Source organism: Arthrobacter pascens (assembly GCF_017052465.1).
In the GTDB taxonomy this organism is placed as follows: domain Bacteria; phylum Actinomycetota; class Actinomycetes; order Actinomycetales; family Micrococcaceae; genus Arthrobacter; species Arthrobacter pascens.
Genome location: NZ_JAFHKT010000113.1, coordinates 1 through 22,430 on the forward strand (window position 1 = coordinate 1; position 22,430 = coordinate 22,430).

Consider the following 22,430-nt stretch of genomic DNA (forward strand, 5'->3'; position numbering starts at 1 on the left):
GATCAACTGCCGCCAAGCCGGTCCCGGTGACAACACCCCCCGGATCATGAACGACTGGGGGCAGAAACCATGCCGGGACCGACCTGCCAACACACCCTTATCCTGCAACAGGACTGGGGCTACGAAAAAGGTAACGGGGCATGTTCTGCGCTGCGTGTGTGTGGCGTCCGGGCTGTCGCTACCGGCCACCCTGCCGGCCCACGGTTTCCAACGCGTTCCTGATCTCCAGTTCGCGGGATTCAAGCCTGAGGTCGGCGAGGTCTGATGAAGGGCCCTAACTGGGGCCCCGGCGTTCCAGCCGTACAGCTTCTACGACATCGTCCGCGTACAGGACATGCGCTGTAGCCTGCAGAGCGCTTGAGCGGCCAAAGGCCAGGGGCTGAAATATGTGCTCCCAGGTCTGTTCGATCTCCGTCCGCAGGTCCTGGGGCCAGTCCCGAGCGCTCGCGCCGCCCACACCGGCCGCCTTCTTCCTGTCCTCGAAGGCGTCGAAGATTGCGTCAAACCGGACGTCGTACTCATTCTCGCTTTCCCCGGGCAGGTCAGGAACGTGCGGGTTCTCGTTCAGGACCGCATGCCAGTCGCCAAAATGTGAGAGAAGCACCCGTTCCCGTGGAAGCCTGCAGGTCAGCAGAACCTCCCCGCGGGCCGCCCGGCAGCAGTCCACCAGATCCCGACGGCGGATGCGGGCCCAAAACCAAAGAGCCCCTTCACCCGAGGTGGTCAACCGCGTTGCCATCTGAGCCTGCATCCACTTGTAAGCGTCCGCGAACCGCGGGTCGGTCAGGGAAGCGTTTGGGCGGAGCTGTCCGGTCGACAGAAGTTCCTCGACTGCTTCCTCCGTCTGGATCGTGTGCAGGAGCAGCCGGTCCGCAGACGGGTCGTAACCAATCCGGCCCGCTGGGAGGGCGTCGGCAGGAGCGGCATTCCGGACAGAAAAGAGTGGCGGCACAAAGAACATCATGGCGCACGGCGGAATCAGGTCGCGAGAGTGGTCGGGAAGAGCACCGAGAACACCAGGAACCACACTCCCACCAGCATGAAAGCCGCGCCGAAGATCCGGATAAAGAGCGGCCTGGTGAAGATCGACCGGGAGTAGTCAACGCCCATGGGCTTGTAGTCTTTCAACATCTTGGCGTACGCCTTCGCAGCACCGCGCATGTCGGTCAAGAGGATCAGGCCAACTCCGATACCTACGGCGCCCATTACTCCTGTCATCCAGGGCATCAGACCAATCACCATCCCCCGGGGTGCGAAAGCCATCAGGCCGACGCTGACGAACGCTATAACGAACACCACCAGATACGCCCAAAGCGCCCCTTTCAGCGGCTGCGGCAGTGCCGACATGAACCGGAAGAACTACATGGCCTGCTCCATTCCTGGTGGGCACGCTCAACCTGACCTGCAGGGCTGCCGCACACAGTACAGCCATGAAGGAAGTTACGTACAGGACCTTTCCGGGCTCTTCACAGTTTCTTCGCGTACCCGTCCAGATCGGTCAACGGCGCACCTGATAGCGCAGGTGAAGCACCCGGTTGCCCTGAATCACCACGTCGGGATCCTCCAACAGGTGCTGTGCGTGGACCGACCCGAAGTAGCGCTTGCCGGACCCGAACACGACGGGGACGACGTCCATGCGCACCTCGTCGACCAGGCCCGCGGCAAGCACCTGGCCACCGACGTCGCCAGCGGCGACCTCGACGATGCGGTCACCCGCGAGCTCCTGCGCCTTGGCCACGGCTGCCTCGACGCCGTCGACGAAGTGAAATGGCGCCTCGGGGTCCCAGCCCTCGGGCGTCGGCCGGTGCGTCACGACGACCACGTGGTCGATCCCGCTCGGAGGCTTCCCGTCCCAGCCGTCCGTCATGTCGAAGACGTGGCGGCCGGCGATTGTCGCCCCGATCTGGTCCCAGTACGGCCGGGTGTAGTCGTAGGACGTCTGCGACACCTTCAACTGGCCGCTCTCGTCCAACGGGACGTCACCGCTGGACAGCCAGTCGAACAGGGGTCCGGGCTGGTCGTTCTCATCCGCGATGAAGCCGTCCACCGACACCGAGCTGTACATGACCACCTTGCCCACGGGGTCTCCTTTGCTTTGGGGTGCGCCCATATTAGCAAGTCGTGAGTTGTCGCTCTTGTAAGAACTCAATCGGCCGGCAGCGGCCAGCTGCCCAGCGCGTGGCCGGGATGTTCGCGTAGGAACCTCCGCCGGACTTCGACGTACCGGGTGCCAGATGAGTGCTGCTGACACCGGCTGCCGCAAACGACGGCAGCTGACCCGAGACATGCCGGAATGTTCAGGTTTGTCCGGTGACGGAGAAAGGTGCGCCGGCGAATGAACCAAGAACAACATGCGGCGATCCACCGTCGAGGGTGGCCAGGCGCTAACCTCTGGTCAATCCGGTATGGCTGTATTCAAGGAGTCCGAAAACGCCTCAGTTCCGTACATGCACATCCAGCCCACCCGATCCTTGGGCGATACATTGGTCCCCACCTGAAGGGACTGAACCCCGGAGGCGTCTTCACCAAAAACGAGGAGTAGGAGCAATGACGGAATTTAGATTCAATGTCTTTACGGACTATAACCAGTTCGTAGTCTTCGACTCACACGCCGAATGGGGAAACGACGATTGGACCGATCAGGCCATCGAAGACATGTTCATGCAGGGCGAGGGGTACATTGCCGTAGGCACGAAGCGCAGGTTCCACGCTCCCGTCATAGTGCACGTTGCAGACGGCGACCTGCCGGGCATTAAAGCGGACAGAGCCCAGCACGGAATCCTGTCCATTCCCAGCGGTGTGCTTGAAGTATCAGGGGTAACGGACGGCGGACGGAGCGGCGGGTCGATTAAGGTGACGCCCGGAGACTACCGGGTAACCGTCGACTATCTGAATCTGGACTCCGTAGACCCCGATGAAATCGAGGGCGACGACAGCTACATCGTCACCCTGGAACTGATCGAAAGGTAATGTCCGGCGCCACCGCCCGGTACTGCCAAGCCAAGCACTGCTGTGCACTTACATGCAGGTGGTCAGGATGCCCGCGATCGCAGCGTGCTCGGCCTGCGTCACCCACAGCTTGTACTTGGCCTTCACCGCCGTCTGGCGGGCCACATACTCGCAGCGGAACGCCTTATTCGGCGGAAGCCAGGTGGCGGCGTCTTTATCGCCCTTGGCGCCGTTGGTCGGGCCGTCGGCGGCCATCAGGTTCAGCGGGTCGTTGGCAAGCTGCCTGCGCTTGTCGGCGCTGAGCCGCTGGGCACCCTTCTGCCACGCGTCGCTGAGAGCAATGACATGGTCAATCTGAACCGCGGCGCTCGTCTTGTTGCCGCGGACGAACCTGATCGTCTTGCCGGTGTACTTATCGGCCAGGGTCCCGGTGGCAACGACGCAGTTCTGCGTGCCTGGTTTGAAGGTCTCGCCTTCCAGGTCCCTTGCCAGGATGTCGTTGCGCGTGTCGCAGCCGTTGCGGTCGACGTCGGCCCAGGCGGGGCCAAACTCTTCGCGGGTGTAGCCGGTCTTGGGTGCCCGGCCCTTCACCGGTATGGTCTCCAGCTGTGCGAGGGCGGCAGCAGCTTCGGCGGGATTTGAAGACGGGATCGTGGTTCCGGCTTGGGCTGCAGCATCGCAGCCAGCGAGGGAACCGGCCAGAAGCAGGCTGGTAAGGACGGTCAGGGACTTGGTGGCGGCGGAGCGGTTAATCTTCATGTTCCTTCATGTGCACGGCGTTTCCGCCCACGCTACCCGCGTTAACTGCGGACCGAAGGAGGCACACTTATGGTGCCTAACACTTTCAGAAAATCCGCGGTCCGGAACGACAGGGCTCAGTAGGGTGATCACTGTTGCTAAGGCTGACGGAGCGGAGCGGCGGTCAGGGGACAGCCGTTCCCAAATAACGAGGGAGGCCCTGTGTCTTTGAGATTCCGGTACTGGGCCTGGACCGGCTTCTGGGCGGCCCTGGTCATGGCCTCAATGGCGTTCATGCTCATGGGGCTGTGGCGGAGGATATTCTTTGGATACACGCCCATACCCGAGTTCGTGGAGGACCTGCGGGTCGGCAATCAGTTCCTCCTTGCCGGCTCGGCTTTCTCAGTCGCGGCGGCTGTCCAGGCATGGGTGCAGCGGTACCCCCGGTGGGTTGCCGCCTGTGTCGCGGCTCCCGCCGTCATGATTGGCGGCGTCGCCCTGGTGACGTACCCGAACCTCGCTCCCCATCTGGCCGCTGTCTTCGCGCTGCCGGCGGCGGTCGCAGGGCTCCTGGGAGGCATCCTCCGTTGGCACCAACCGGTAGACGAATAAAAGCTAAGGTCGATCTGAGTGCCTCATTCGCGCCAGTTCAGGAAGCCCTTGCTGCCTGCGGCAGGCGCGAGCACGACGTCACGTCCGTACTTTTTCAGTGACTGCGTGCCAAAGAACGCGTCGGGCGTGATGCGGACCGCCTTCGTCACCTTGCCGTCCTTAAGGAAGATGAACAGCGCAGGTGACGCCGTGTACCGCTTCTCCCTGCTGACGGGGTCGCCGAAGGCTGCCTCGATGTCGGATGCCGGCGTACCCTCGGTGACGAATCCCGCCTGGTCCCAGTCGAAATCGGTGGCATCGGCGAGCCGGAGCTCCGCACCCTTTGTGGCGGCATCCAGGACGCGGCCGTCCAATGTCTCGTTTGCTTCGGGCATGGTGTTTCCTCCAATTGAACATCCTGCCAGGGCACAGGCAAGGACAAGGCAAAGCATGGTCAGCAAGCGCAACCGGAGGGTCGGCCGCTGCAACGTGATCATGATGTGGTCCTGGACTCGTCGTTGAACTCCGAATCCTGCCCGTTGACCGGCGGAGCATTACCGGCGTCCCCCGTCTTCTCCGCGGGAACCTCGTTGGAGGGGTGCGGGAGCAAGTCCTGGCCCACCACCACGGTGTCTCCGTCCTTAACCGCCTTCTCGATCAGGTCAGCCAGTTCCTCAGCGCTCGCATCGGGATTGGCTACCGCGATGTTCCTGCCCACCTCGTTGTTGTACAGGTCCATGGCCTCGCGGGGCCCGGGGTTTCCCGGCAGCTGTTCATGCGCGGTGGCATAGTCCTCTGCCCACTCGGCACCGTACTCCTTGACCATGAGGGCGTTCCAGTATGCGTGCCGGAACGCATCGTTCTGGTCGTCATTCCGGTCGGCGCTTTCGAAGCGGGCGTCGGCTTGCTCGAATGCGTCGTCATGGATGTCCTTGAAGGCATCCATCTCCAGTGGTCCCAGCCCGTTGAGCAGTTCCGCTTCCTTCTCAGTGACCGTCCGTTGATCGACGATCAATCGCAGCGGGTCCCAGTCAGAGGGCCATTCGGTGGTTTCGGCGTCGCTCACCTGGTACTGCTTCAGAATTTCTTCCGGCGTTGGCCCGTCCGGCTGCCCCTGGCCGGTACCCCTGGCGCCGGCGGTCTGTATTCCTACTCCCGCGGCAGCAGTAGGTGCCATCCCGCCGTTCGAGGCTGACGACTGCTCATCAGCGTTCTGGAGGGCCTTCTTGGCGGCCTCTTCAATGTCCCGGGAAGCCTTCATCATCAGCGGGCGGAGTTGGCCTTGCCACTCCGCCGTAAACTTCTTGGCGTCCTGGCCCTGCCAGTACTGGCTTTGGCCGAGGAGCGAGTCCATTTCCCGGGCCTTTCCCGAGAGCCGTGCCGACCCCGAGGCCAGGAGCTTCGAGAGCTCCTTGAGTTGTTGGACGTCAGCGCCATACAAAGCCATTCTTCCCCCCTAGAGATGTTCCCAACCATCGTGCTTTAGAGCCGGGACCCGATGCAATGGGGACAACACCCCATGTGTCCCGGTGAAGGAGGGAACACGGCGTACATCATGCCCCGCAGGCACGGTAACGCCGGGAAGGAGCCCGGCGGCGGCCTAAGCTGGTCCAGTGAATCCGACCCCATCGCCTGGCCCCGTTGACGTCGTCGTCCACTCCGGGCCGGCCGACTGGTGGGTGATCCTTACCGGCCTGGGACCCCTGGCCGTTCTGGTCGCGGCCCTGCTGGCCTTCTACATCAACTGGCGGACCCTGAAGCAGCGGACCGCCGCGGATAAGACCGCATTGGAACAGAGGCGCGATGCGGACGCCAACGCCCTGGCGCAGAAGACCGCTGCGGACAGCCGGGCGGAGTGGTGGCGACGGACTCAATGGGCGCTGGACCGTGCACTGGACGAGGACGAGGGCACCAAGGCTTTGGGACTTGCAACGCTGGAGGTGCTGGCCCACAGTGACTTGGCGCGCAAGGAGGAGCTCGAGCTGTTCGACATCGCATGGAAGTCGGTATCCCCTCCCGACGAAAACGGCGACGACGGCGACAACGGGCATCCTGAGGAGCAGGCCGTCCCAGTTGCGTCACAAAGTGAGCGAGTTGATGCCTACGCGTGGGTGTCGGCCCAGCAATTCGTAAACTCGGCCACGAATCAGGTCGGGCACTTCACGGATTGGCTCATCCGTAGGACGCAGCTGAAGGACCCGCAGGCGGGCCCAGCCGCGCCGGGCATCGTGGACTCCGATGACAACTTCGGCGACAATAAAACGACGGACGAAGACAAAACGAAGGAGGGTGGGCAATGAGCGCGAACACATCGGAGCACAAGAACGTCCATGCCCCCCGGCGCGTCCCGTCCGAGACCGCCAAGAAGACGGCCGCCGAGCACCGCGTACAAGTGGCTGCCGCAAGGCTGCGCGTAACCCTTGACGAGCGCCTCGGACGTGAGACCCCGGCCAAAACCAAGGCCCTGGCCCAGGAACCCATTTAGTTCCTCCTGCGTTGGCGGGTGTACTTTCAGCTCCCAAGCAAGTGCCCATCGACAACCCGGCCGGCCGGGCTTAACCTTTCCTCGCTGGAACCCGACAACGACGACGGAGAGGTCCCCCAAAATGGGAGCACAGGAAGATGCCGCGCTGATACGGCGCGGCTATGAAGCGTTCAGCGCGGCCGATATGGACACCCTCCGGACACTGTTCACGGAGGATGCCGTCTGGAATGTAGGGGGCAGCGGTGGGTTGTCCGGAGTCAAGCAAGGCCGAGACGCCATCTTGGCCTACTTCGGCGAACTGTTCGCGCGATCCAATGGGACGATCAAGGTGACCGTCGACGACGTCGTCGGAGGGGAGAACCATACGTTTGCGGTCCAGCGCAACCACGCGGAGCGCAACGGCACATCGTTGGATCAACGGGCCGCGCTGGTGTTCAAGCTCTCGGAGGGAAAAGTCGCGGAGGTGCACGAGTTCCTGGAGGACACTGCCAAGGCGGCGGATTTCTGGTCCTGAGCCTGGCCGGCGGCTGATCATGGGGAAAGACGGGGACTGGACCGGTCCGGCGCCGCGTGATTCAGGGGAACCCGGCTACGCCCGGCCGCCGCTGCCTGCGACGAAGTATTACTCCTCTGACGGAATAGCCATCCCGTACGGACAGCGATGGGGTGAGGACGGCCCAGCCCCCGATTCCTACAGCGTAGTGAGCCATCCTGAACGCTTCGAGGGCCTGCACGACGTCGCACGCGCCCTGATCGAACTGCAGCGGCCCGGCTGGAACTGCTGGTCCTGGGGGTGGCCGACGGCGGATACAGCGAACGTTACCCGGTGGGCGGGCGACGGCGGTGGCTCGGCTACGCGCTGGTGGCACCCGACGGTTCCGCATCTGAAAGCGGGGAGGGCGACCCCGGACCTGTCCCCGCAGACCGGCTGCGCAGCGGAAGGGCCCGGCTTAAGGAAGTTCCTGACGGCTGGGCTCCTTGGCCTTCCGGGCAGCCTTAACCTGGACGACTTCTTCAACTTACTGATCGGTAAGGGTTATCTTCGCCCCGCAACAGAAGTTAGCCTATCGAATGGCCGGGGAAGCGACCCCCGCACCCGAGGCATTCAGAGGATCATCAGCTCCATGGCAAAGACAGTGACATTTTCGGTGACGACTATGCCCAGGAAGGGCGCGCAGGGCAGTTTCCGCGACACCGTCCTGAATCTTCGGACGGATCAGCTTGAGGACTGCTTCCTGTCGGTGTTCCACATCAGCGACTCCTACGCGCTGCTCACTGGCGAAGCCTTGCCCGGCGCGCACACAGCCACGAACGCCGAGCTGCGGACGTACCTGACGCACCGGCTCGCCGGCCACGACTCACTCCTGGACTTCGATGTGAAGATCGACCGCGCCTCAGAGCCTGCCCGCTCACGCTCCTAGGCCGGAGTGACCCGTCAGGGGTGGCCGCTCCGGTGTGTATCGGCCGGTTCGCCCGGCCCGGCGTTGGTCTTCCTGGTGATCAGCCAGGTGACAAACCACAGGACGACGCCGATCGCCATCAGCCCGCCGGCAACCTGGTACTGGATGGGGTTCCGGCCCACCCACGGGCCGGCGAGAAAAGCACACAGCAGCGCCGCCACCAACGGCAGTTGCCCCGGCGAGGTGAAGAAGACCTTGCGGTTCGGGTCCCTCTTGCGGCGGAGTACGAGGCAGGCCACATTCACTACGGTGAACACGCACAACAACAGGAACGCGGTTGTCCCGGAAAGGTTGGCGACGATATTGCTTTCCGGATCGCTGCTGACATACCAGATCAGCCCCAGTGCAAGAAGCGTGGAGAACGCGATGCCGGCCCAGGGGGTACGGCGTCCCGGCAGCACTTTCCCCAGCGGCCGGGGCAGGACGTCCTGCCGCGCCATGCCGTAGATCAGGCGGCTCGCCATCAGCATGTTGATCAGCGCGGTGTTGGCCACTGCGAAGACCGCGAGGAAGGGGAAGATCCTGTCGATCGGGAAGTCCGGTGAGCCCTTGTGCACCACCTCGAGGAGCGCGGCACCTTCGGCCTCCCTGATGTTCTCAAGCTCGGTGGGCGTGAGCACGCTGACCACGGAGACGGCCACCAGCATGTAAAGGAGCACCGCGATGCCGAGGCCAGTCAGCATGGTGCGCGGGAAGATGTGCTCCGGGTTCTTGGTCTCCTCGACCATGTTTACCGAATCCTCGAAGCCGACCATCGCAAAGAAGGCGATGGAGGTGGCCGCGGTGACCGCCAGGAACAAGCCCTTGTCCTGGTAATCGTTGAAGACGAATACTTCTCCTGCGTTCCCCGTCCCCTGCGCCATCACGAAGAAGCCGACGCCGATCACGATGAACAAGGCGATCATCTCGACCAGGGTGAGGACGACGTTGAACTTCACGCTCTCCCCCACGCCGCGCAGGTTGATCGCCGCGAGCAGCAGCATGAAACCCAGGGCAACGACGGTGACTACCTCCCGTCCGGGCATGCCCATCCAGCCGTTGATCTCCAGGCCCCCGAAGAAGTTCTGAGCCAGTACGTTCGCGGATGTGGAGGCGCTGGTGATGCCGGAGCAGACCACGGCGAATGCGACGAGGAACGTTACGAAGTGGATCCCGAAGGCCTTGTGCGTGTAGAGCGCAGCACCGGCTGCCTGCGGGTACTGGGTGACCAGCTCCAGATAGGAAAAGGCGGTCAGAGTCGCGACGACGAAGGCGAGCAGGAACGGCAGCCAGACGATGCCGCCGACTTGGCCGGCCATGGTTCCGGTGACCGCGTAGACGCCTGCGCCGAGGATGTCGCCCACAATGAACAGGAGCAGGAGCTTGGGTCCCAGAACCCGCTTGAGTGCGTGTTGGTCGCCCTCGGGGGTGACGTCGTACAGTTCGTCAGAAGTCGTGCTCATAGTGACCTCCACAGCAGGTGCAGCTCCTCACGGAGCCCCGGCCGGCCTCCCGGCCTGGATGTGACTTACTTCACTGTGGACCTCCCAGGTCACTTTGGCAACAGCCGCCCCGAAGGCAGCCCACACAGTGCCCGTCGCGGTAACACGCGCCGGCGCAGGTTCCTGAAGACCCGTTCGCCGCATAGACTGCCCGTGTAAGCGACGCTGCTGCCAGCCCAAGGACGGTGCCATGACCGTGATCGATCCGGAATTGCTGACCTTTGAGTACAGGCTCCAGTATCGCGGCGTTCCAGGAATGGAGCACGTTCCCCGGGACTATCCAATGCGCTGGGAGGTCACCGTCAATGCCGCTGGCTTAAACGGCGCGGGTGGTGCGGAGGGAGAGATGGTCCAGGTGGGCCACGCCGTCGTCCGGGTTGTTCCAAAAGCCGGAATGATCAATCTCTTCATTACCACGGATAGCGCGGACGCTGAGATGGCACACATCGCTCAAATGCTGACTACAGAACGCCCGGACCTTGTCACTGAGTATCTTCAGGACAGAGGCGACCTGATGATTGTCTCCGCCCTCGAGATCCTGCCTGAGTACCGCGGCGACCGCATGGGCTACACCATCCTGCACGCCATCCTTGAAACAGTCGGCCGTTCCGTGGACCTCGTCGTCGTCCACGCCGTACCGGCAACCAGTGAAGACTCCCCCGCCGAAGGCACTCCGGAGTACGAACAGGCCACGTCCACGCTGAAGGCGTACTGGCAGGATTTCGGTTTCGATGAGGCAGCCGGGGAGTACATGGCCTTCGCCAAGAAGAGAATCCTCGAATAGCTCCACGCCGAAAGGCCCCGCGATGCGGGGCCTTTCACTTTCAGTGCCTAGACGTTTTCGCTGATCCGGTCAGGCTTTTCAGCTGCGTCCTTCTCCCACTGGGCGAGGTAGGCCCACATCCTGGATTCCTCTGCCTGCACCTGGGGCTCCGGGGCCTCATCGGGCCTCGTCTCCGGGCGGGTTTCATTGGATTCCCGGGCGCGATCTTTCCTGTAGTTCCGCCACCCCTCGCACGATGAATAGCACATCACCGACCTCCTTACTGTGGGTGTGCTTAAATCGTCCTCCCATTCGGCGGCCGCGTCGAGCCTCAGCCGTTGCGCGGCGTTAAGCCAGCCGCGAGCGGACGATGTCGCTGACGGCCTTGCCGTCGAACCGCCCGGCGACCTTGGCCGTTACGGGCTTCATCACGGCGCCCATCTGCCTCATCGACAGCTCCGCACCGCCGGACTTGAGTTCCTCAATCGCCTCATCCACGATGGCCTCCACCTCTGCGGCCGTGAGTGGCCTCGGCAGGTAGGCCTCGATGACATCGGCTTCAGCAATTTCCGCCGCAGCGTGGTCCTTCTCCCCCGCTTCCGTGTAGATCCTGGCGGTGTCGTGGCGCTTCGCCGCCTCCTTTTGCAGCAGTGCCGTGATCTGGGCGTCATCCAGTTCCACAGGCGTCTTGCCGGACTTTTCACGGGTTTCAATCTCGCCCAAAACATTGCGCACAGTGGTGAGCGCCACCTTGTTGCCGTCCTTCATGTGCGCGACAACATCGGCGTGCAGGCGTTCCTTCAACATGGTCATGACTTCCTTTTTCAGCATTGCGGTGATGTAGGGGCACTGTTAACTCCATCGTGCACCCTAAAGGCCCCGGTGAACATTTCCGCCCGGCCTCCGGCGGTAGCCTTGAATCCTATGGTTAATTTTGCTGCAGCAGTTCCGACCCTGCCCGAACAATGGTGGGACCGGGTTGCCGCCGGCTTTGCACGGTCCGAGGTTCCCACGGTGACCGTTACTGAACTGCTCGCCGTAGTCCTCGTCGCCGTCGTGCTCTCCGTCCCTGGCGCCACGTGGCGGTACTTCGGCTTGTTCGCGACGGTGACGCACGAGCTGGGACACGCTTTCGCGGCTCTTACCAGCGGCCAGCGGCTGGGCGGCATCAAACTGCGGCTCAACCATTCCGGCACCACCACCTCCTATACGCGCGGGCGTTTCGCCGCCGTGTGGTCAGGGTTCTGGGGCTACCCCGTCCCGGGCATGACTGGAGCCGGGCTGGTTTGGTCCGGGTTCAACGGCTGGGGCCCCGCCGCCATGTCGGCCGGCCTCCTGGTTCTGCTGGCATCCCTGATCTTCATCCGCAATGCGGCCGGTGTGCTGATCCTGCTCGCGGCAGTGGCAGGCACGGGAGCACTCATCATCGGCGTGCCCGCAGTCTTTACCGGGCACGTGGCCATCATCCTGGGATTGGCTCTGCTCGTAGCCTCGGTCCGGGACCTGGCCAAGCTCGCCAACGTGCACCTCCGCCGCCGGGATCAGTTGAGGACATCGGACGCCTACATCCTGTACCGGGCCACGGCCGTTCCTTCGGCGGTGTGGATAGCTCTCTTCTCCCTCGTCGTGGCCGCATCGTGGCTCGTTGCCTGGCAGCCCATGTCGCGTGTCCTGGCAGCCGGCACATAGTCTGGGTCCATGAACCAGCAGTCCAGCACCGTCAAGGAACACAGCACCAGGGGTTCCTACGTCACCGGCGGAGATTTCAACCGGGACACAAACTACATCGAGGACCGGATCACCAAGAACGGTGAAGCAGGGCTAAACGGTGAGCCGGGCTGGCCCGTGGAACGGGGCCGCTACCGGCTGGTGGCTGCCCGCGCCTGCCCGTGGGCCAACCGGACGGTGATCGTCCGCCGCCTGCTGGGACTGGAGGACGCCATCTCGCTGGGCCAGCCGGGCCCCACCCACGATGCCCGCTCCTGGACTTTCGACCTTGACCCCGGCGGGAAGGACCCGGTCCTCGGCATCAAACGCCTGCAGGAAGCGTACTTCCGGCGGTTCCCGGACTACCCGCGCGGCATTACCGTCCCCGCTCTTGTCGACATCGCCAGCGGGGCCGTAGTGACCAACAACTTCCCCCAGATAACGCTGGACTTCTCCACCGAGTGGACCGCGTTCCACCGCCCCGGCGCGCCGCAGCTGTACCCGGAACACCTTCGCGGCGAGATCGACCGCGTCAACAAGCGCGTGTTCACCGAAGTCAACAACGGCGTGTACCGGTGCGGATTCGCCGGGTCCCAGGAAGCGTACGACGCCGCCTACGCCCGCCTGTGGGCGGCCCTGGACTGGCTGGAGGACCGGCTTGCGGACCAGCGGTATCTGGTGGGCGGCTCCATTACCGAAGCCGACGTCCGCCTCTTCACAACTTTGGTGAGGTTCGACGCTGTGTATCACGGGCACTTCAAGTGCAACCGGAACAAGCTCAGTGAGATGCCTCATCTGTGGGCGTACGCCCGGGACCTGTTCCAGACTCCGGGGTTCGGGGACACCATCGACTTCGTGCAGATCAAGCAGCACTACTACATCGTTCACGAGGACATCAACCCCACGGGCATCGTCCCTGCGGGACCCGAGCTGTCAGGCTGGCTCACGCCGCACGGCCGCGAATCGCTGAACGGAAGCCCTTTCGGCGAAGGCACTCCCCCTGGACCCGTCCGTGCAGGGGAACAAGTGTCCCCCGGGCACGGAGCAGGCTGACCGCTTTTAGTCCGGCTCTTACACACGCGCCCCGGCCGCACCCTGGAGCGGGCAGCGAGGTGCGACGAGGATGCTGCGCCCGTTTATCCATTTGTCGCAGCGGGGCGGCCACCCTAGTGTTGGCCCGGTGAGCACCCTGAAGAACGAGACCTCAGCCAGCGCTCATTGGACGCGACGGCTGGGACGGGCGACAGTGACGGGCGCAAGGCGTGTTCTTGCTGCGCCCCGGCTGCAGTTGGCGGCCAAGGCCGGCCTGGCTGCCGGCCTCGCCTTCCTCATCGCCCCGTACATGCCGGGGGCCGCGGCCCAGTACCCGTACTATGCGCCGCTTGGCGCCTTGGTGGCCATGTATGAGAATGTGGCCGGTTCGATGCGCCAGGGCTTCCAGACACTCGTCGGCCTGGCCGCAGGAATCGGGCTCTCATTCCTCCTGCTCAGTTTCGGCGCCACCCCGCTGTCAGTCGGCATCGTCATGGCCCTTGGCGTGCTGCTGGCCGGACTCCCCCGCCTCGGAGCAGGCCGGGACTGGATTCCCACGGCAGCGCTGCTTGTCCTGCTGGTGGGCGGCAACAATCCGGACGATTTCTCGTTCGGCTACCTGCTCCAGATGGGTGTCGGCGTTGCCATCGGCGTCATCGTGAACCTGCTCGTTTTCCCGCCCCTGCATTTCAATGCGGCGGCGCTCAGCCTGACCGAGCTGCGCCTTGCCCTGGCCCGCCAGCTGACAGACATGGGAGCGGCGGTCCACGAAAAGTGGCCGCCTGAGCATGAGGACTGGTCCCTGCGCTCGGACGAGCTGGCACGGTCGGCCAGGTCCGTTCGCGACGCCGTCCAGAAGGCCGACGCAAGCCGGGAAGCCAACCCCCGCCGCCGCTTCCACCCCCGCGACGTGGACTTGGACTACCGCAACGTCCGCGACCTTGAACGCGTCACGTTCCACATCCAGGACATGACCGAAGTGCTCGCGGAGGTCATCTGGAACAAGGACATGCCGTTCACCATCCCGCTTCCGTACAGTGAGCCGCTCGCCAAGGCGCTCGCCGCCGTCGGAGAGGTGCTCTCCGCCGACGAGGAGGACCCTGACCGGCAGGCCGAGCTGACGGCGGCGGCACGAGGTGCGGTTGACTCCCTGAGGGCCCGGATCGTTTCCTCAGGCGCCGACGCCGATGCCCCCAGCGCCGCCGAATCCATCCTGCTCAGCCTGCACAGGATCCTGCGCGTGGCTGAAACGGACAGCCGCTAGGGTACCTGCGCCTTTGCGGGGGACGGCGGGCCGGCCCTTGCGGCCAGCGCTACAGCGACGCCACCGATCCGCTGAAGTGCTTTCGGCCGGAGCGCGCGTTCCATGCAACATAGTCCGAGCGCACCCAGCCGGCTCCCTCAGCCTGAACCGTCGAAATATCAAGGGCAACCCGCGCCGGAAGGAACACCGGCGCTTCAAAGGCAACGTCCCAACGGAATGAATCGCCTTTGGCCGCACCGACATCTGCCAGTGCCCGCGACGCCAGGTACATACCGTGCGCTATGGACCGCCTCAGGCCCAGTGCCCTGGCGGACAGGACACTGAGGTGGATGGGATTGAAATCCCCCGACACCGCGGCGTAGGCCCGCCCCGCATCGACTCCCAACTGCCAGATGGCTGTGGGGTCCGGAGCCGTGAACTGCTGCGTTGGCGTCCCGCCCGACGCTTTGTCGATGCCCGGAAGATAGGCGCCCTTGGCCAGATACGTGGACACGCCCCGCCAGCGGATACTGTCGTCCCCGGACGTGCGGATCTCGGCAACGATGTCCAGTTGTGTTCCGGCCCGGTGTGCCCGAAGTGCCTCGGCGCGGGCGCTGACATCCAGTGCCTCGGTGAACCGGACCGGGCGGAACTGCTCAACGGCGTTGCGGAGATGAATCATGCCCAGCAGCGGCAGCGGAAAGTCGTCCCGGTTCATGATGCTCATGGCGACGGGGAACGCCATGGCATGGAGGAACCCTGCGGGCAGCACATCGCTGGCAGTTTCGCCGACCAGATGCTGATAGGCGGTCAACTGTCCGACGTCGGCGCGCACGCCCCGCACTTCGTGGCCCGTCGCGGGCAGCGCCGCTGCCGGGTGGGATCCAAGGAGCCGGCGCCGCGCGGCCCCGGCGGCCGCGTTCACGTACAGTTTGGAGAGGGACGGCATCTCGCCCAGGATGATGGGCTGGCCGGGGCTCATGCACCCACCAGTTGCTGTCCGCAGACCCGCAGCACTTCGCCGGAAATGCCCCCGGCAGCGTCGCTGGCGAGGAACGCAATCGCCTCGGCAACATCCTGCGGGCGCCCGCCCTGCTGCAGCGAATTGAGCCGCCTTGCGACCTCCCGCGTGGCAAAAGGCATGCGGGCGGTCATCTCCGTTTCAATGAAGCCGGGAGCCACCGCATTGATCGAGCCGCCATGCCCGGCCAGCAGGGGTGCCGTGGCACGCACCATCCCGATCACCCCGCCCTTGGAGGCCGCGTAGTTCGTCTGGCCCCGGTTGCCGGCGATGCCTGTGGTTGAGGCCACCGACACGATCCGCGGATTGGAACGGAAATGTTCGGACGCAAGCAGGGCTTCATTGATCCGAAGCTGCGCGCTGATGTTCACCGCCAGCACCGAGCTCCAACGCCCACGATCCATGTTCACAAGAAGCTTGTCCCGGGTGATGCCCGCGTTGTGGACCACGATGTCCAGCCGCCCGTGGCGCCTGACGGCGTGGTCTATGATCCGCCCGCCGGCATCGTCCCGGCTGACATCGAGCTGCAGCGCTGTTCCCCGGATTTCGTTCGCAACGGCGGCGAGGTGGTCTCCCGCAGCCGGAATATCGACCGCCACCACCGTCGCGCCGTCCCTGTGCAGCGTCCGCGCAATGGCGGCTCCGATGCCGCGCGCGGCGCCGGTGACGACAGCGACCTTGCCGGCGAGCGGCTTGTCGGCGTCGGCGGGGAGCTCCCCCGATGCCGAACTGATCCGCACGAACTGGCCGTCCACATAGGCGGACCGGCCGGAGAGGAAGAAGCGGAGTGCTCCAAGTGCCGCCGGAGCCGTGGCCGTAACGCCGTCGGCGAGCAGGATGCCGTTGCCCGTGGCGCCGGCCCGAAGTTCCTTTGCCAGTGAGCGGAGCAGCCCATCAACCCCCTGCCGGGCAGCAGCAACCTCCGGAGGGCTGCCGTCAGCAGCTCGCGAAATAGTGACTACGCGCCCGTTCGGGGCCAGGTCACGCAAGGAGGACGCAGCCGTCAGCACCGGCTTTTCGAGGTCGTCCGGTGACTCAACATCGTCCAGGACCAGCACGATCCCGCCGAGCCTCTCCCTGGGAACGGCGTGCCGGCGAACGTCCACATCCCATCTGAGGAGCTCTGCTGCGAGCTCGTCAGCCCCCGGACTCGAACCTTCCAGCAGGACGGGGCCGTTGCTGAGGGGCTGACCGGGTTCATAGCGCCGGAGTGCGGCGGGCTGTGGGAGCCCGAGTTTCTTGGCGACGTCCCGGCCGAGGCCCTTGCTGACCAGCCGCGTGTATGTGTCTGTCATAAGAATCCCCTACTGTGCTTCCAGCAGTGCCACGACGCCCTGGCCGCCGGCGGCGCAGACGGAGATGAGTCCGAGCGCGGGGCGGCCGTTAACGGTGCCCTTCCCGTGCAGCAATTTGGCGAGGGACGCCACGATGCGTCCGCCCGTTGCTGCGAACGGGTGGCCTGCCGCTAGTGAGGAACCGTGGACGTTGAGCCTGGATCGGTCCACTTTGCCGAACGCGCCGTCCAGTCCGAGCCGCGTGCGCCCGAATTCCTCGTCCTCCCAGGCTGCCAGCGTGCTCAGGACGGTTCCGGCAAATGCCTCGTGGATCTCAAAGTAGTCGATGTCATCCAGCGTCAGGCCATTGCGCGCCAGCAGGCGCGGCACGGCAAAGGCAGGAGCCATGAGCAGCCCGTCCTTCCCGTGCACGAAGTCCACGGCGGCGGCTTCGCCGTCCAGGACAGTGGCAAGCTTGGGCAGGTCGTGCTGGTCCGCCCACTCCTCGGAGGCAAGGAGCACCGTGGAGGCGCCGTCGGTAAGCGGCGTGGAGTTGCCCGCCGTCATGGTGGCCTCCGCCCCGAGGCTCCGGCCGAAGACGGGCTTCAGGGAGGCAAGCTTCTCAAGTGTCGTGTCGGGCCGCAGATTCGAATCCCGGCTGAGCCCCCGGTACGGCGTGAGGAGGTCATCGAAGAAGCCGGCGTCATAGGCGGCTGCAAGATTGCGGTGGCTGTTGTAGGCCAGTTCATCCTGCGCCTCCCGCGTGATTTTCCACTGGGCGGTGGTCACAGCCTGGTGCTCGCCCATGGACAGCCCGGTACGTGGCTCGCCCGTGTTCGGCGCGTCGGGAGCAAGGTCCTTGGGCCGCAGGCGGGCCAGGATCTGCAGGCGCTGCGGCAGGGTCTTGGCCCGGCTGAGGTCCAGCAGGACTTCCCGGAGCCCCTCGCTGACCGCGATCGGGGCATCGGAGGCCGAGTCGACGCCACCTGCAATGGCCGATTCGATCTGCCCCAGCCTGATCTTGTTGGCCAGACCCAGCACTGTTTCCAGTCCGGTGGCGCACGCCTGCTGGAGGTCGTAGGCCGGCGTTTCGGCCGAGAGCGCAGACCCCAGCACGGCCTCACGCGTCAGGTTGAAGTCCCGCGAGTGCTTGAGGACCGCGCCCGCGGCAACTTCGCCGATCCGCTCGTCCTGCAGGCCGAAGCGGGCAATCAGTCCGTCCAGGGCGGCCGTGAGCATGTCCTGGTTTGAAGATTTGGTGTAGGCCCCGCCTGTGCGGGCGAACGGAATCCTGTTGCCGCCCACCACCACTGCCCTGTGAAGGGCAGATGCAGGAAGGCTCCGGGCAGATGAAACGGGCCGCGTTTCGGCGGGTTCCTCGTGGCCATTTACTGGCTGTCCGTCGATGGACATGCGGCATCTCCTTAGCTCCGGGACGTTATCGATACCCAGCGTACCTGATACGCTGGGTATCGTGAATATGAGCCAGTCTGACGGAGATAGCCTGTCCGGACCCGCCGCCGTCGACGGCCGCGCCTCCCGATGGCAGTCCCACCGCGAGGAGCGCCGGCGGGAGCTCATCAAGTCTGCCCGGCGGGCCGTTCACGCCCTGGGCAGCGATGCGTCCATGGAGGACATAGCGGCGGCCGCCGGAACCTCGAAGTCTGTCTTCTACCGCTACTTCGGAGATAAGGCCGGGCTTCAGCAGGCCGTGGGCGAGGTGGTTCTGGGCCAGATGCAGCGGCGGATCCAGGAGGCGGCCCAGGCGGCCCAGACTCCGAGGGAAGGCCTGCTGGCCATGGTCTCGGCATACCTCCAGATGGCCGAAACCAGCCCCAACGTCTACACCTTCGTGACCCGTTATTCAGCGGGAGATCCCGACGGCGGCCACACCGCCATTGCCACGGCCGGCGCGCTGGGCCACTTCTTCGATTCCATTGCGGACATGATCGCCCAGCCCATGCGCGCGCACCTCGGTGCAGGCAAGGAAGCGGTCATTGGATACTGGCCGAACGCTGCCATCGGACTTGTCCGCAATGCGGGAGAGCAGTGGCTGGCGAGCCCGGACTCCTCCACGAAACCTGACCAGGAAACCATGGCCCGCCAGATCACCGCCTGGCTGTGCGTGGGCATCGCACCTGAACTCACCGACGTTCCATAACCGCCCCAGAAACCCCTCCAAAAAACTGTCAGACCCAACGAAGGAATCGTTATGACCGAAGTAGCGGACCGCCGCACTGACACCACCTCGTCCCGTCCCGCAACTGCCGGCACGCAGCCCGCCGTCGACGTCGCGGCGCTGGGCGAGCAGCTGCTCGGCAAGTGGGCGGACGTCCGGCGTCAGGCCCGAGAACTGGCTGCCCGGCCAGAGCTGCACAAGGCCGAGGGCCTTACACACACCGAACACCGGCAGCGCACGTTTGGCCAGCTCCGTTACCTGGTGGACAATAACGCCGTCCACCGCGCCTTCCCGGCCGCGCTCGGAGGTTCCGACGACCACGGCGCCAACATTGCGGGCTTTGAGGAGCTGGTCACCGCCGACCCCTCCCTGCAGATCAAGGCCGGCGTGCAGTGGGGCCTTTTCGGCTCGGCCGTGCTGCACCTGGGCACCGAGGAACACCACCGGAGATGGCTTCCCGGGATCATGAACCTGGACATCCCCGGCTGCTTCGCCATGACCGAGACGGGGCACGGCTCGGATGTAGCGAGTATCGCCACCACCGCCACGTACGACGCCGGCACGCAGGAATTCGTGATTCACACGCCTTTCCGTGCGGCCTGGAAGGACTACATCGGCAATGCCGCCCTTGACGGTCTGGGGGCGGTGGTGTTTGCCCAGCTGATCACCCGCGGCATGAACCACGGGGTCCACGCCTTCTATGTGGATCTCCGCGACCCCGATACGAAGGAGTTCCTGGCCGGAATCGGCGGCGAGGACGACGGCCTCAAAGGCGGCCTGAACGGCATCGACAACGGCCGCCTGCACTTCAGCAACGTCCGGATCCCGCGGACCAATCTGCTGAACCGCTACGGAGACGTGGACGCCGAGGGGAACTACAGCTCCAGCATCGCCAGCCCCGGCCGGCGTTTCTTCACCATGCTCGGCACCCTCGTCCAAGGCAGGGTCAGTCTCGACGGCGCTGCTGTGGCCGCTTCGAAGATCGCCCTCAAGACGGCCATCACCTACGCCACCGAACGGCGCCAGTTCACTTCCTCTTCCCTCACCGAAGAAGAGGTGCTCCTTGACTACCAGAGGCACCAGCGCCGGCTCTTCACACGCCTGGCCACCACCTACGCCGCCGCATTCGCGCACGAGCAGCTGCTGCAGAAGTTCGACGACGTGTTCTCCGGCGCGCACGACACCGACGCGGACCGCCAGGACCTCGAGACCCTGGCAGCGGCCCTCAAGCCGCTCAGCACGTGGCACGCCCTGGACACCCTGCAGGAATGCCGCGAGGCGTGCGGAGGCGCCGGCTTCCTGATCGAAAATCGCTTCGCCTCGCTCCGCGCCGACCTCGACGTCTACGTCACCTTCGAAGGCGACAACACCGTGCTGCTGCAGCTCGTCGCCAAGCGGCTGCTTGCGGACTACGCCAATGAATTCCGCAACGTCAATTTCGGGGTTCTGGCCCGCTACGTGGTCAACCAGGCAGCCGGCTCCGCGGTCCACCGCACCGGCCTCCGCGGCGTAGCGCAGTTCGTGGCGGACACAGGGCTGCCACAGAAGGCCGCCATCGCCCTGCGGGACGAGGAGAGCCAGCGCGCCCTGCTCACCGACCGCGTTCAAAGCATGGTCGCAGAGGCCGGCGCCGCCCTCAGGGGAGCCAGCAAGCTACCCCAGAAGGAAGCCGCTGCCGTGTTCAACCGGCACCAGAACGAGCTGATCGATGCAGCACAGGCCCACGCCGAGCTCCTGCAATGGGAGGCCTTCACTGACGCCCTCGGCCAGTGCACGGATCCGGGAACGAAGACTGTGCTTACCTGGCTCCGGGACCTGTTCGGGCTGTCCCTGATCGAGAAGAACCTGTCCTGGTACCTGATGAACGGCCGGCTGTCCATGCAGCGTGCACGGACGGTGGGAGGCTACATCAACCGGCTGCTCGTCAAGATCCGGCCGCACGCCCCCGATCTGGTCGACTCCTTCGGGTACACCCAGGACCACCTGCGCGCGGCCATCGCCACCGGAGCCGAGAAGGTCCGGCAGGACGAAGCGCGGGACTTCTACCGTGCACAGCGGGCCAGCGGCAGTGCGCCGGTGGACGAAAAATCGGTGCTCGCCCGGAAGGCCCGGGACGCCCGGCGTTCCTGACCAGCTCTTAAGTTTGGCGAATAAGCCTGGCGGTTAAAGCCCGACGGCGGCGTTCCCCCTGTGGGGAGCGCCGCCGTCGGGCTCTTACTGCTTGGAACTACTTGAGCACCGAACGGTAGACGTCGAGGGTGGTCTCGGTGATGGACTCCCACGAGAAGTGCTCCTCGGCCCGGCGCCTGCCGGCCTGGCCCATGGCGCGGGCGCGCTCCGGATCAGAGACAACTTCGGTCAGGGCGGCGGCGAACTCACTGACGAACTTTTCCGGATCCAGCGGAGTGCCGGTGCCGTCGGTGACCTGTTCGATGTCCACGAGCAGCCCGGTTTCCCCGTGCTGTACGACTTCGGGGATTCCGCCGGTTGCGCTGGCCACGACGGCGGCGCCGCAGGCCATGGCTTCCAGGTTCACGATGCCGAGGGGCTCGTAGATGGACGGGCAGGCGAAAGCCGTGGCGTGGCTCAGGACCTGGATGAGTTCGTTGCGGGGCAGCATCCGCTCGATGAGGACCACTCCGCTGCGCTGGCTTTGAAGTTCCTCGATCAGCCGGGCCGTTTCGGCGGCGAGCTCGGGGGTGTCCGCAGCACCAAGGCACAGCACGAGCTGCACGTCGGCGGGGAGCTTTGCGGCCGCGCGCAGGAGGTACGGAACACCCTTCTGCCGGGTGTTGCGGCCGACGAACACCACGCTGGGCAGGTCCGGGTCGATGCCGAGGGCACGGACGGAGTCGTGGTTCTCATCCCGGTTCCACAGGCTGACGTCGATGCCGTTGTGGACCACCTTGACCTTGGCGGGATCCACGTTGGGGTAGCTGCGCAGGATGTCCTGCCGCATTCCCTCGGAGACGGCGATGATGGCGGCCGCGGCCTCATAGGCGGTCTTTTCCACCCAGGAGGAGAGGGCGTAGCCGCCGCCGAGCTGCTCGGCCTTCCACGGGCGCAGCGGCTCCAGGCTGTGCGCGCTCAGCACATGGGGGATGCCGTGCAGCAGCGACGCCAGGTGTCCCGCCATGTTGGCGTACCAGGTGTGCGAATGCACGAGGTCGGCGCCCCCGATGTCCGGCACGATGCGCAAATCCACGCCCAGCGTCTGGACAGCAGCGTTTGCGGAGCCGAGATCCTCCGGCACCGAGTAGGAGGTCACGTTCGCCCCGTGGTAGTCGGCGTCGCGGGGCGCGCCGAAGGCACGCACCTTCAGATCGACGTGCTGGGCCAGGACCCGGCTCAGCTCGGCTACATGGACGCCCGCGCCTCCGTAAATCTCCGGCGGGAACTCTTTAGTCACAATGTCTATTCGCACGGTACCCAAGGTAGTCGTTACGGTTGAACTGTTCTAGTGTGAAGGAGTCCGGGCGTGCCGGACTTTTGGGGAAGATACGAAGG

The 22,430-nt window shown here is 64.9% G+C and carries 25 protein-coding genes and 2 pseudogenes; 14 read left to right on the forward strand and 13 right to left on the reverse strand.

The genetic code is table 11. The annotated features are described in order from the left end of the window. Window positions 1-274 precede the first annotated feature (274 nt). The 3 genes from JYA52_RS04520 to JYA52_RS04530 form a co-directional block, all read right to left on the reverse strand. Window positions 275-952: a DUF3841 domain-containing protein gene (locus JYA52_RS04520; protein ID WP_205652012.1), complete on the reverse strand. Its 678-nt coding sequence runs from the start codon at window positions 950-952 to the stop codon at window positions 275-277. A 26-nt stretch (window positions 953-978) separates the two neighbouring features. Continuing rightward, a complete protein-coding gene (locus JYA52_RS04525) occupies window positions 979-1,347 on the reverse strand; it encodes a hypothetical protein (protein ID WP_205652013.1) in 369 nt (122 codons plus the stop codon). Window positions 1,348-1,498: 151 nt separating this feature from the next. Beyond that, the gene (locus tag JYA52_RS04530; RefSeq protein ID WP_205652079.1) at window positions 1,499-2,080 is read right to left on the reverse strand and encodes a dihydrofolate reductase family protein; all 582 of its coding nucleotides are present in this window, start codon (window positions 2,078-2,080) and stop codon (window positions 1,499-1,501) included. Window positions 2,081-2,547: 467 nt separating this feature from the next. Between JYA52_RS04530 and comJ the strand changes: the two genes are divergently transcribed. Further along, window positions 2,548-2,970: a competence protein ComJ gene (comJ, locus tag JYA52_RS04535; protein WP_205652014.1), complete on the forward strand. Its 423-nt coding sequence runs from the start codon at window positions 2,548-2,550 to the stop codon at window positions 2,968-2,970. Between the two features lie 48 nt (window positions 2,971-3,018). Here comJ and JYA52_RS04540 read toward each other — a convergent pair whose 3' ends face one another. Next, window positions 3,019-3,708, reverse strand: a complete 690-nt coding sequence (locus JYA52_RS04540) for an HNH endonuclease family protein (RefSeq protein WP_205652015.1) — start codon at window positions 3,706-3,708, stop codon at window positions 3,019-3,021. Window positions 3,709-3,909: 201 nt separating this feature from the next. Between JYA52_RS04540 and JYA52_RS04545 the strand changes: the two genes are divergently transcribed. Beyond that, entirely contained in the window at window positions 3,910-4,299 is a 390-nt protein-coding gene (locus JYA52_RS04545) for a hypothetical protein (RefSeq protein ID WP_307869313.1), read from the forward strand. A 23-nt stretch (window positions 4,300-4,322) separates the two neighbouring features. Here JYA52_RS04545 and JYA52_RS04550 read toward each other — a convergent pair whose 3' ends face one another. Continuing rightward, a complete protein-coding gene (locus tag JYA52_RS04550) occupies window positions 4,323-4,673 on the reverse strand; it encodes a hypothetical protein (protein ID WP_205652016.1) in 351 nt (116 codons plus the stop codon). A gap of 98 nt (window positions 4,674-4,771) precedes the next feature. Further along, window positions 4,772-5,725, reverse strand: a complete 954-nt coding sequence (locus JYA52_RS04555) for a DUF6973 domain-containing protein (protein ID WP_205652017.1) — start codon at window positions 5,723-5,725, stop codon at window positions 4,772-4,774. A 166-nt stretch (window positions 5,726-5,891) separates the two neighbouring features. Between JYA52_RS04555 and JYA52_RS22385 the strand changes: the two genes are divergently transcribed. The 6 genes and pseudogenes from JYA52_RS22385 to JYA52_RS04575 all read left to right on the forward strand — a co-directional run bounded on the left by JYA52_RS22385 (window position 5,892) and on the right by JYA52_RS04575 (window position 8,184). Then, window positions 5,892-6,578, forward strand: coding sequence for a hypothetical protein (locus JYA52_RS22385; protein ID WP_240459955.1), 687 nt, complete (start codon window positions 5,892-5,894; stop codon window positions 6,576-6,578). Beyond that, the gene (locus JYA52_RS04565; protein ID WP_205652018.1) at window positions 6,575-6,763 is read left to right on the forward strand and encodes a hypothetical protein; all 189 of its coding nucleotides are present in this window, start codon (window positions 6,575-6,577) and stop codon (window positions 6,761-6,763) included. The genes JYA52_RS22385 and JYA52_RS04565 overlap by 4 nt, the downstream gene beginning before the upstream one ends. Before the next feature lie 121 nt (window positions 6,764-6,884). Beyond that, entirely contained in the window at window positions 6,885-7,277 is a 393-nt protein-coding gene (locus JYA52_RS04570; RefSeq protein ID WP_205652019.1) for a nuclear transport factor 2 family protein, read from the forward strand. Between the two features lie 19 nt (window positions 7,278-7,296). Beyond that, window positions 7,297-7,508, forward strand: a pseudogene (locus JYA52_RS23060) (DUF6226 family protein); the annotation flags it as partial. 24 nt (window positions 7,509-7,532) lie between these two features. Then, window positions 7,533-7,763: pseudogene (locus JYA52_RS23065) on the forward strand (DUF6226 family protein); the annotation flags it as partial. Between the two features lie 124 nt (window positions 7,764-7,887). Then, on the forward strand, window positions 7,888-8,184 hold the full coding sequence (locus tag JYA52_RS04575; protein WP_205652020.1) for a hypothetical protein: 297 nt from the start codon (window positions 7,888-7,890) through the stop codon (window positions 8,182-8,184). A gap of 14 nt (window positions 8,185-8,198) precedes the next feature. Here the strand turns inward: JYA52_RS04575 and JYA52_RS04580 are convergent, their stop codons facing one another. Further along, window positions 8,199-9,665, reverse strand: coding sequence for an APC family permease (locus JYA52_RS04580; RefSeq protein ID WP_205652021.1), 1,467 nt, complete (start codon window positions 9,663-9,665; stop codon window positions 8,199-8,201). Window positions 9,666-9,894: 229 nt separating this feature from the next. Here JYA52_RS04580 and JYA52_RS04585 point away from each other — a divergent pair, with 229 nt between their 5' ends. After that, window positions 9,895-10,488, forward strand: a complete 594-nt coding sequence (locus tag JYA52_RS04585; RefSeq protein WP_205652022.1) for a hypothetical protein — start codon at window positions 9,895-9,897, stop codon at window positions 10,486-10,488. A gap of 47 nt (window positions 10,489-10,535) precedes the next feature. Here JYA52_RS04585 and JYA52_RS04590 read toward each other — a convergent pair whose 3' ends face one another. Both JYA52_RS04590 and JYA52_RS04595 read right to left on the reverse strand, forming a co-directional pair. Next, complete coding sequence (locus JYA52_RS04590) at window positions 10,536-10,736, reverse strand: hypothetical protein (RefSeq protein WP_205652023.1); 201 nt, start codon at window positions 10,734-10,736, stop codon at window positions 10,536-10,538. A 79-nt stretch (window positions 10,737-10,815) separates the two neighbouring features. Continuing rightward, complete coding sequence (locus tag JYA52_RS04595; RefSeq protein ID WP_205652024.1) at window positions 10,816-11,280, reverse strand: GatB/YqeY domain-containing protein; 465 nt, start codon at window positions 11,278-11,280, stop codon at window positions 10,816-10,818. A 111-nt stretch (window positions 11,281-11,391) separates the two neighbouring features. Here JYA52_RS04595 and JYA52_RS04600 point away from each other — a divergent pair, with 111 nt between their 5' ends. The 3 genes from JYA52_RS04600 (at window position 11,392) to JYA52_RS04610 (ending at window position 14,470) form a co-directional block, all read left to right on the forward strand. Beyond that, window positions 11,392-12,156, forward strand: a complete 765-nt coding sequence (locus JYA52_RS04600) for a M50 family metallopeptidase (protein ID WP_205652025.1) — start codon at window positions 11,392-11,394, stop codon at window positions 12,154-12,156. A gap of 9 nt (window positions 12,157-12,165) precedes the next feature. Continuing rightward, complete coding sequence (locus JYA52_RS04605) at window positions 12,166-13,227, forward strand: glutathione S-transferase family protein (protein WP_205652026.1); 1,062 nt, start codon at window positions 12,166-12,168, stop codon at window positions 13,225-13,227. Between the two features lie 193 nt (window positions 13,228-13,420). Then, the gene (locus JYA52_RS04610) at window positions 13,421-14,470 is read left to right on the forward strand and encodes an FUSC family protein (protein WP_372433737.1); all 1,050 of its coding nucleotides are present in this window, start codon (window positions 13,421-13,423) and stop codon (window positions 14,468-14,470) included. Between the two features lie 49 nt (window positions 14,471-14,519). Here the strand turns inward: JYA52_RS04610 and JYA52_RS04615 are convergent, their stop codons facing one another. From JYA52_RS04615 to JYA52_RS04625, 3 genes are read right to left on the reverse strand one after another with little or no spacing between them, the layout of a single operon-like run. After that, a complete protein-coding gene (locus JYA52_RS04615) occupies window positions 14,520-15,431 on the reverse strand; it encodes a MaoC family dehydratase (protein WP_205652028.1) in 912 nt (303 codons plus the stop codon). Beyond that, window positions 15,428-16,765, reverse strand: coding sequence for a 3-oxoacyl-ACP reductase (locus JYA52_RS04620; protein ID WP_205652029.1), 1,338 nt, complete (start codon window positions 16,763-16,765; stop codon window positions 15,428-15,430). The genes JYA52_RS04615 and JYA52_RS04620 overlap by 4 nt, the downstream gene beginning before the upstream one ends. Before the next feature lie 9 nt (window positions 16,766-16,774). Further along, entirely contained in the window at window positions 16,775-18,157 is a 1,383-nt protein-coding gene (locus JYA52_RS04625; protein WP_205652030.1) for an acetyl-CoA C-acetyltransferase, read from the reverse strand. Window positions 18,158-18,224: 67 nt separating this feature from the next. Here JYA52_RS04625 and JYA52_RS04630 point away from each other — a divergent pair, with 67 nt between their 5' ends. Together JYA52_RS04630 and JYA52_RS04635 are read left to right on the forward strand one after the other, a co-directional pair. Further along, complete coding sequence (locus tag JYA52_RS04630; RefSeq protein WP_205652031.1) at window positions 18,225-18,905, forward strand: TetR/AcrR family transcriptional regulator; 681 nt, start codon at window positions 18,225-18,227, stop codon at window positions 18,903-18,905. 51 nt (window positions 18,906-18,956) lie between these two features. Beyond that, complete coding sequence (locus JYA52_RS04635) at window positions 18,957-21,053, forward strand: acyl-CoA dehydrogenase family protein (protein WP_205652032.1); 2,097 nt, start codon at window positions 18,957-18,959, stop codon at window positions 21,051-21,053. Between the two features lie 97 nt (window positions 21,054-21,150). On the opposite strand, the gene glgA is transcribed toward JYA52_RS04635, so the two are convergent. Further along, window positions 21,151-22,347: a glycogen synthase gene (gene glgA, locus JYA52_RS04640; protein WP_205652033.1), complete on the reverse strand. Its 1,197-nt coding sequence runs from the start codon at window positions 22,345-22,347 to the stop codon at window positions 21,151-21,153. Window positions 22,348-22,430: the final 83 nt, after the last annotated feature.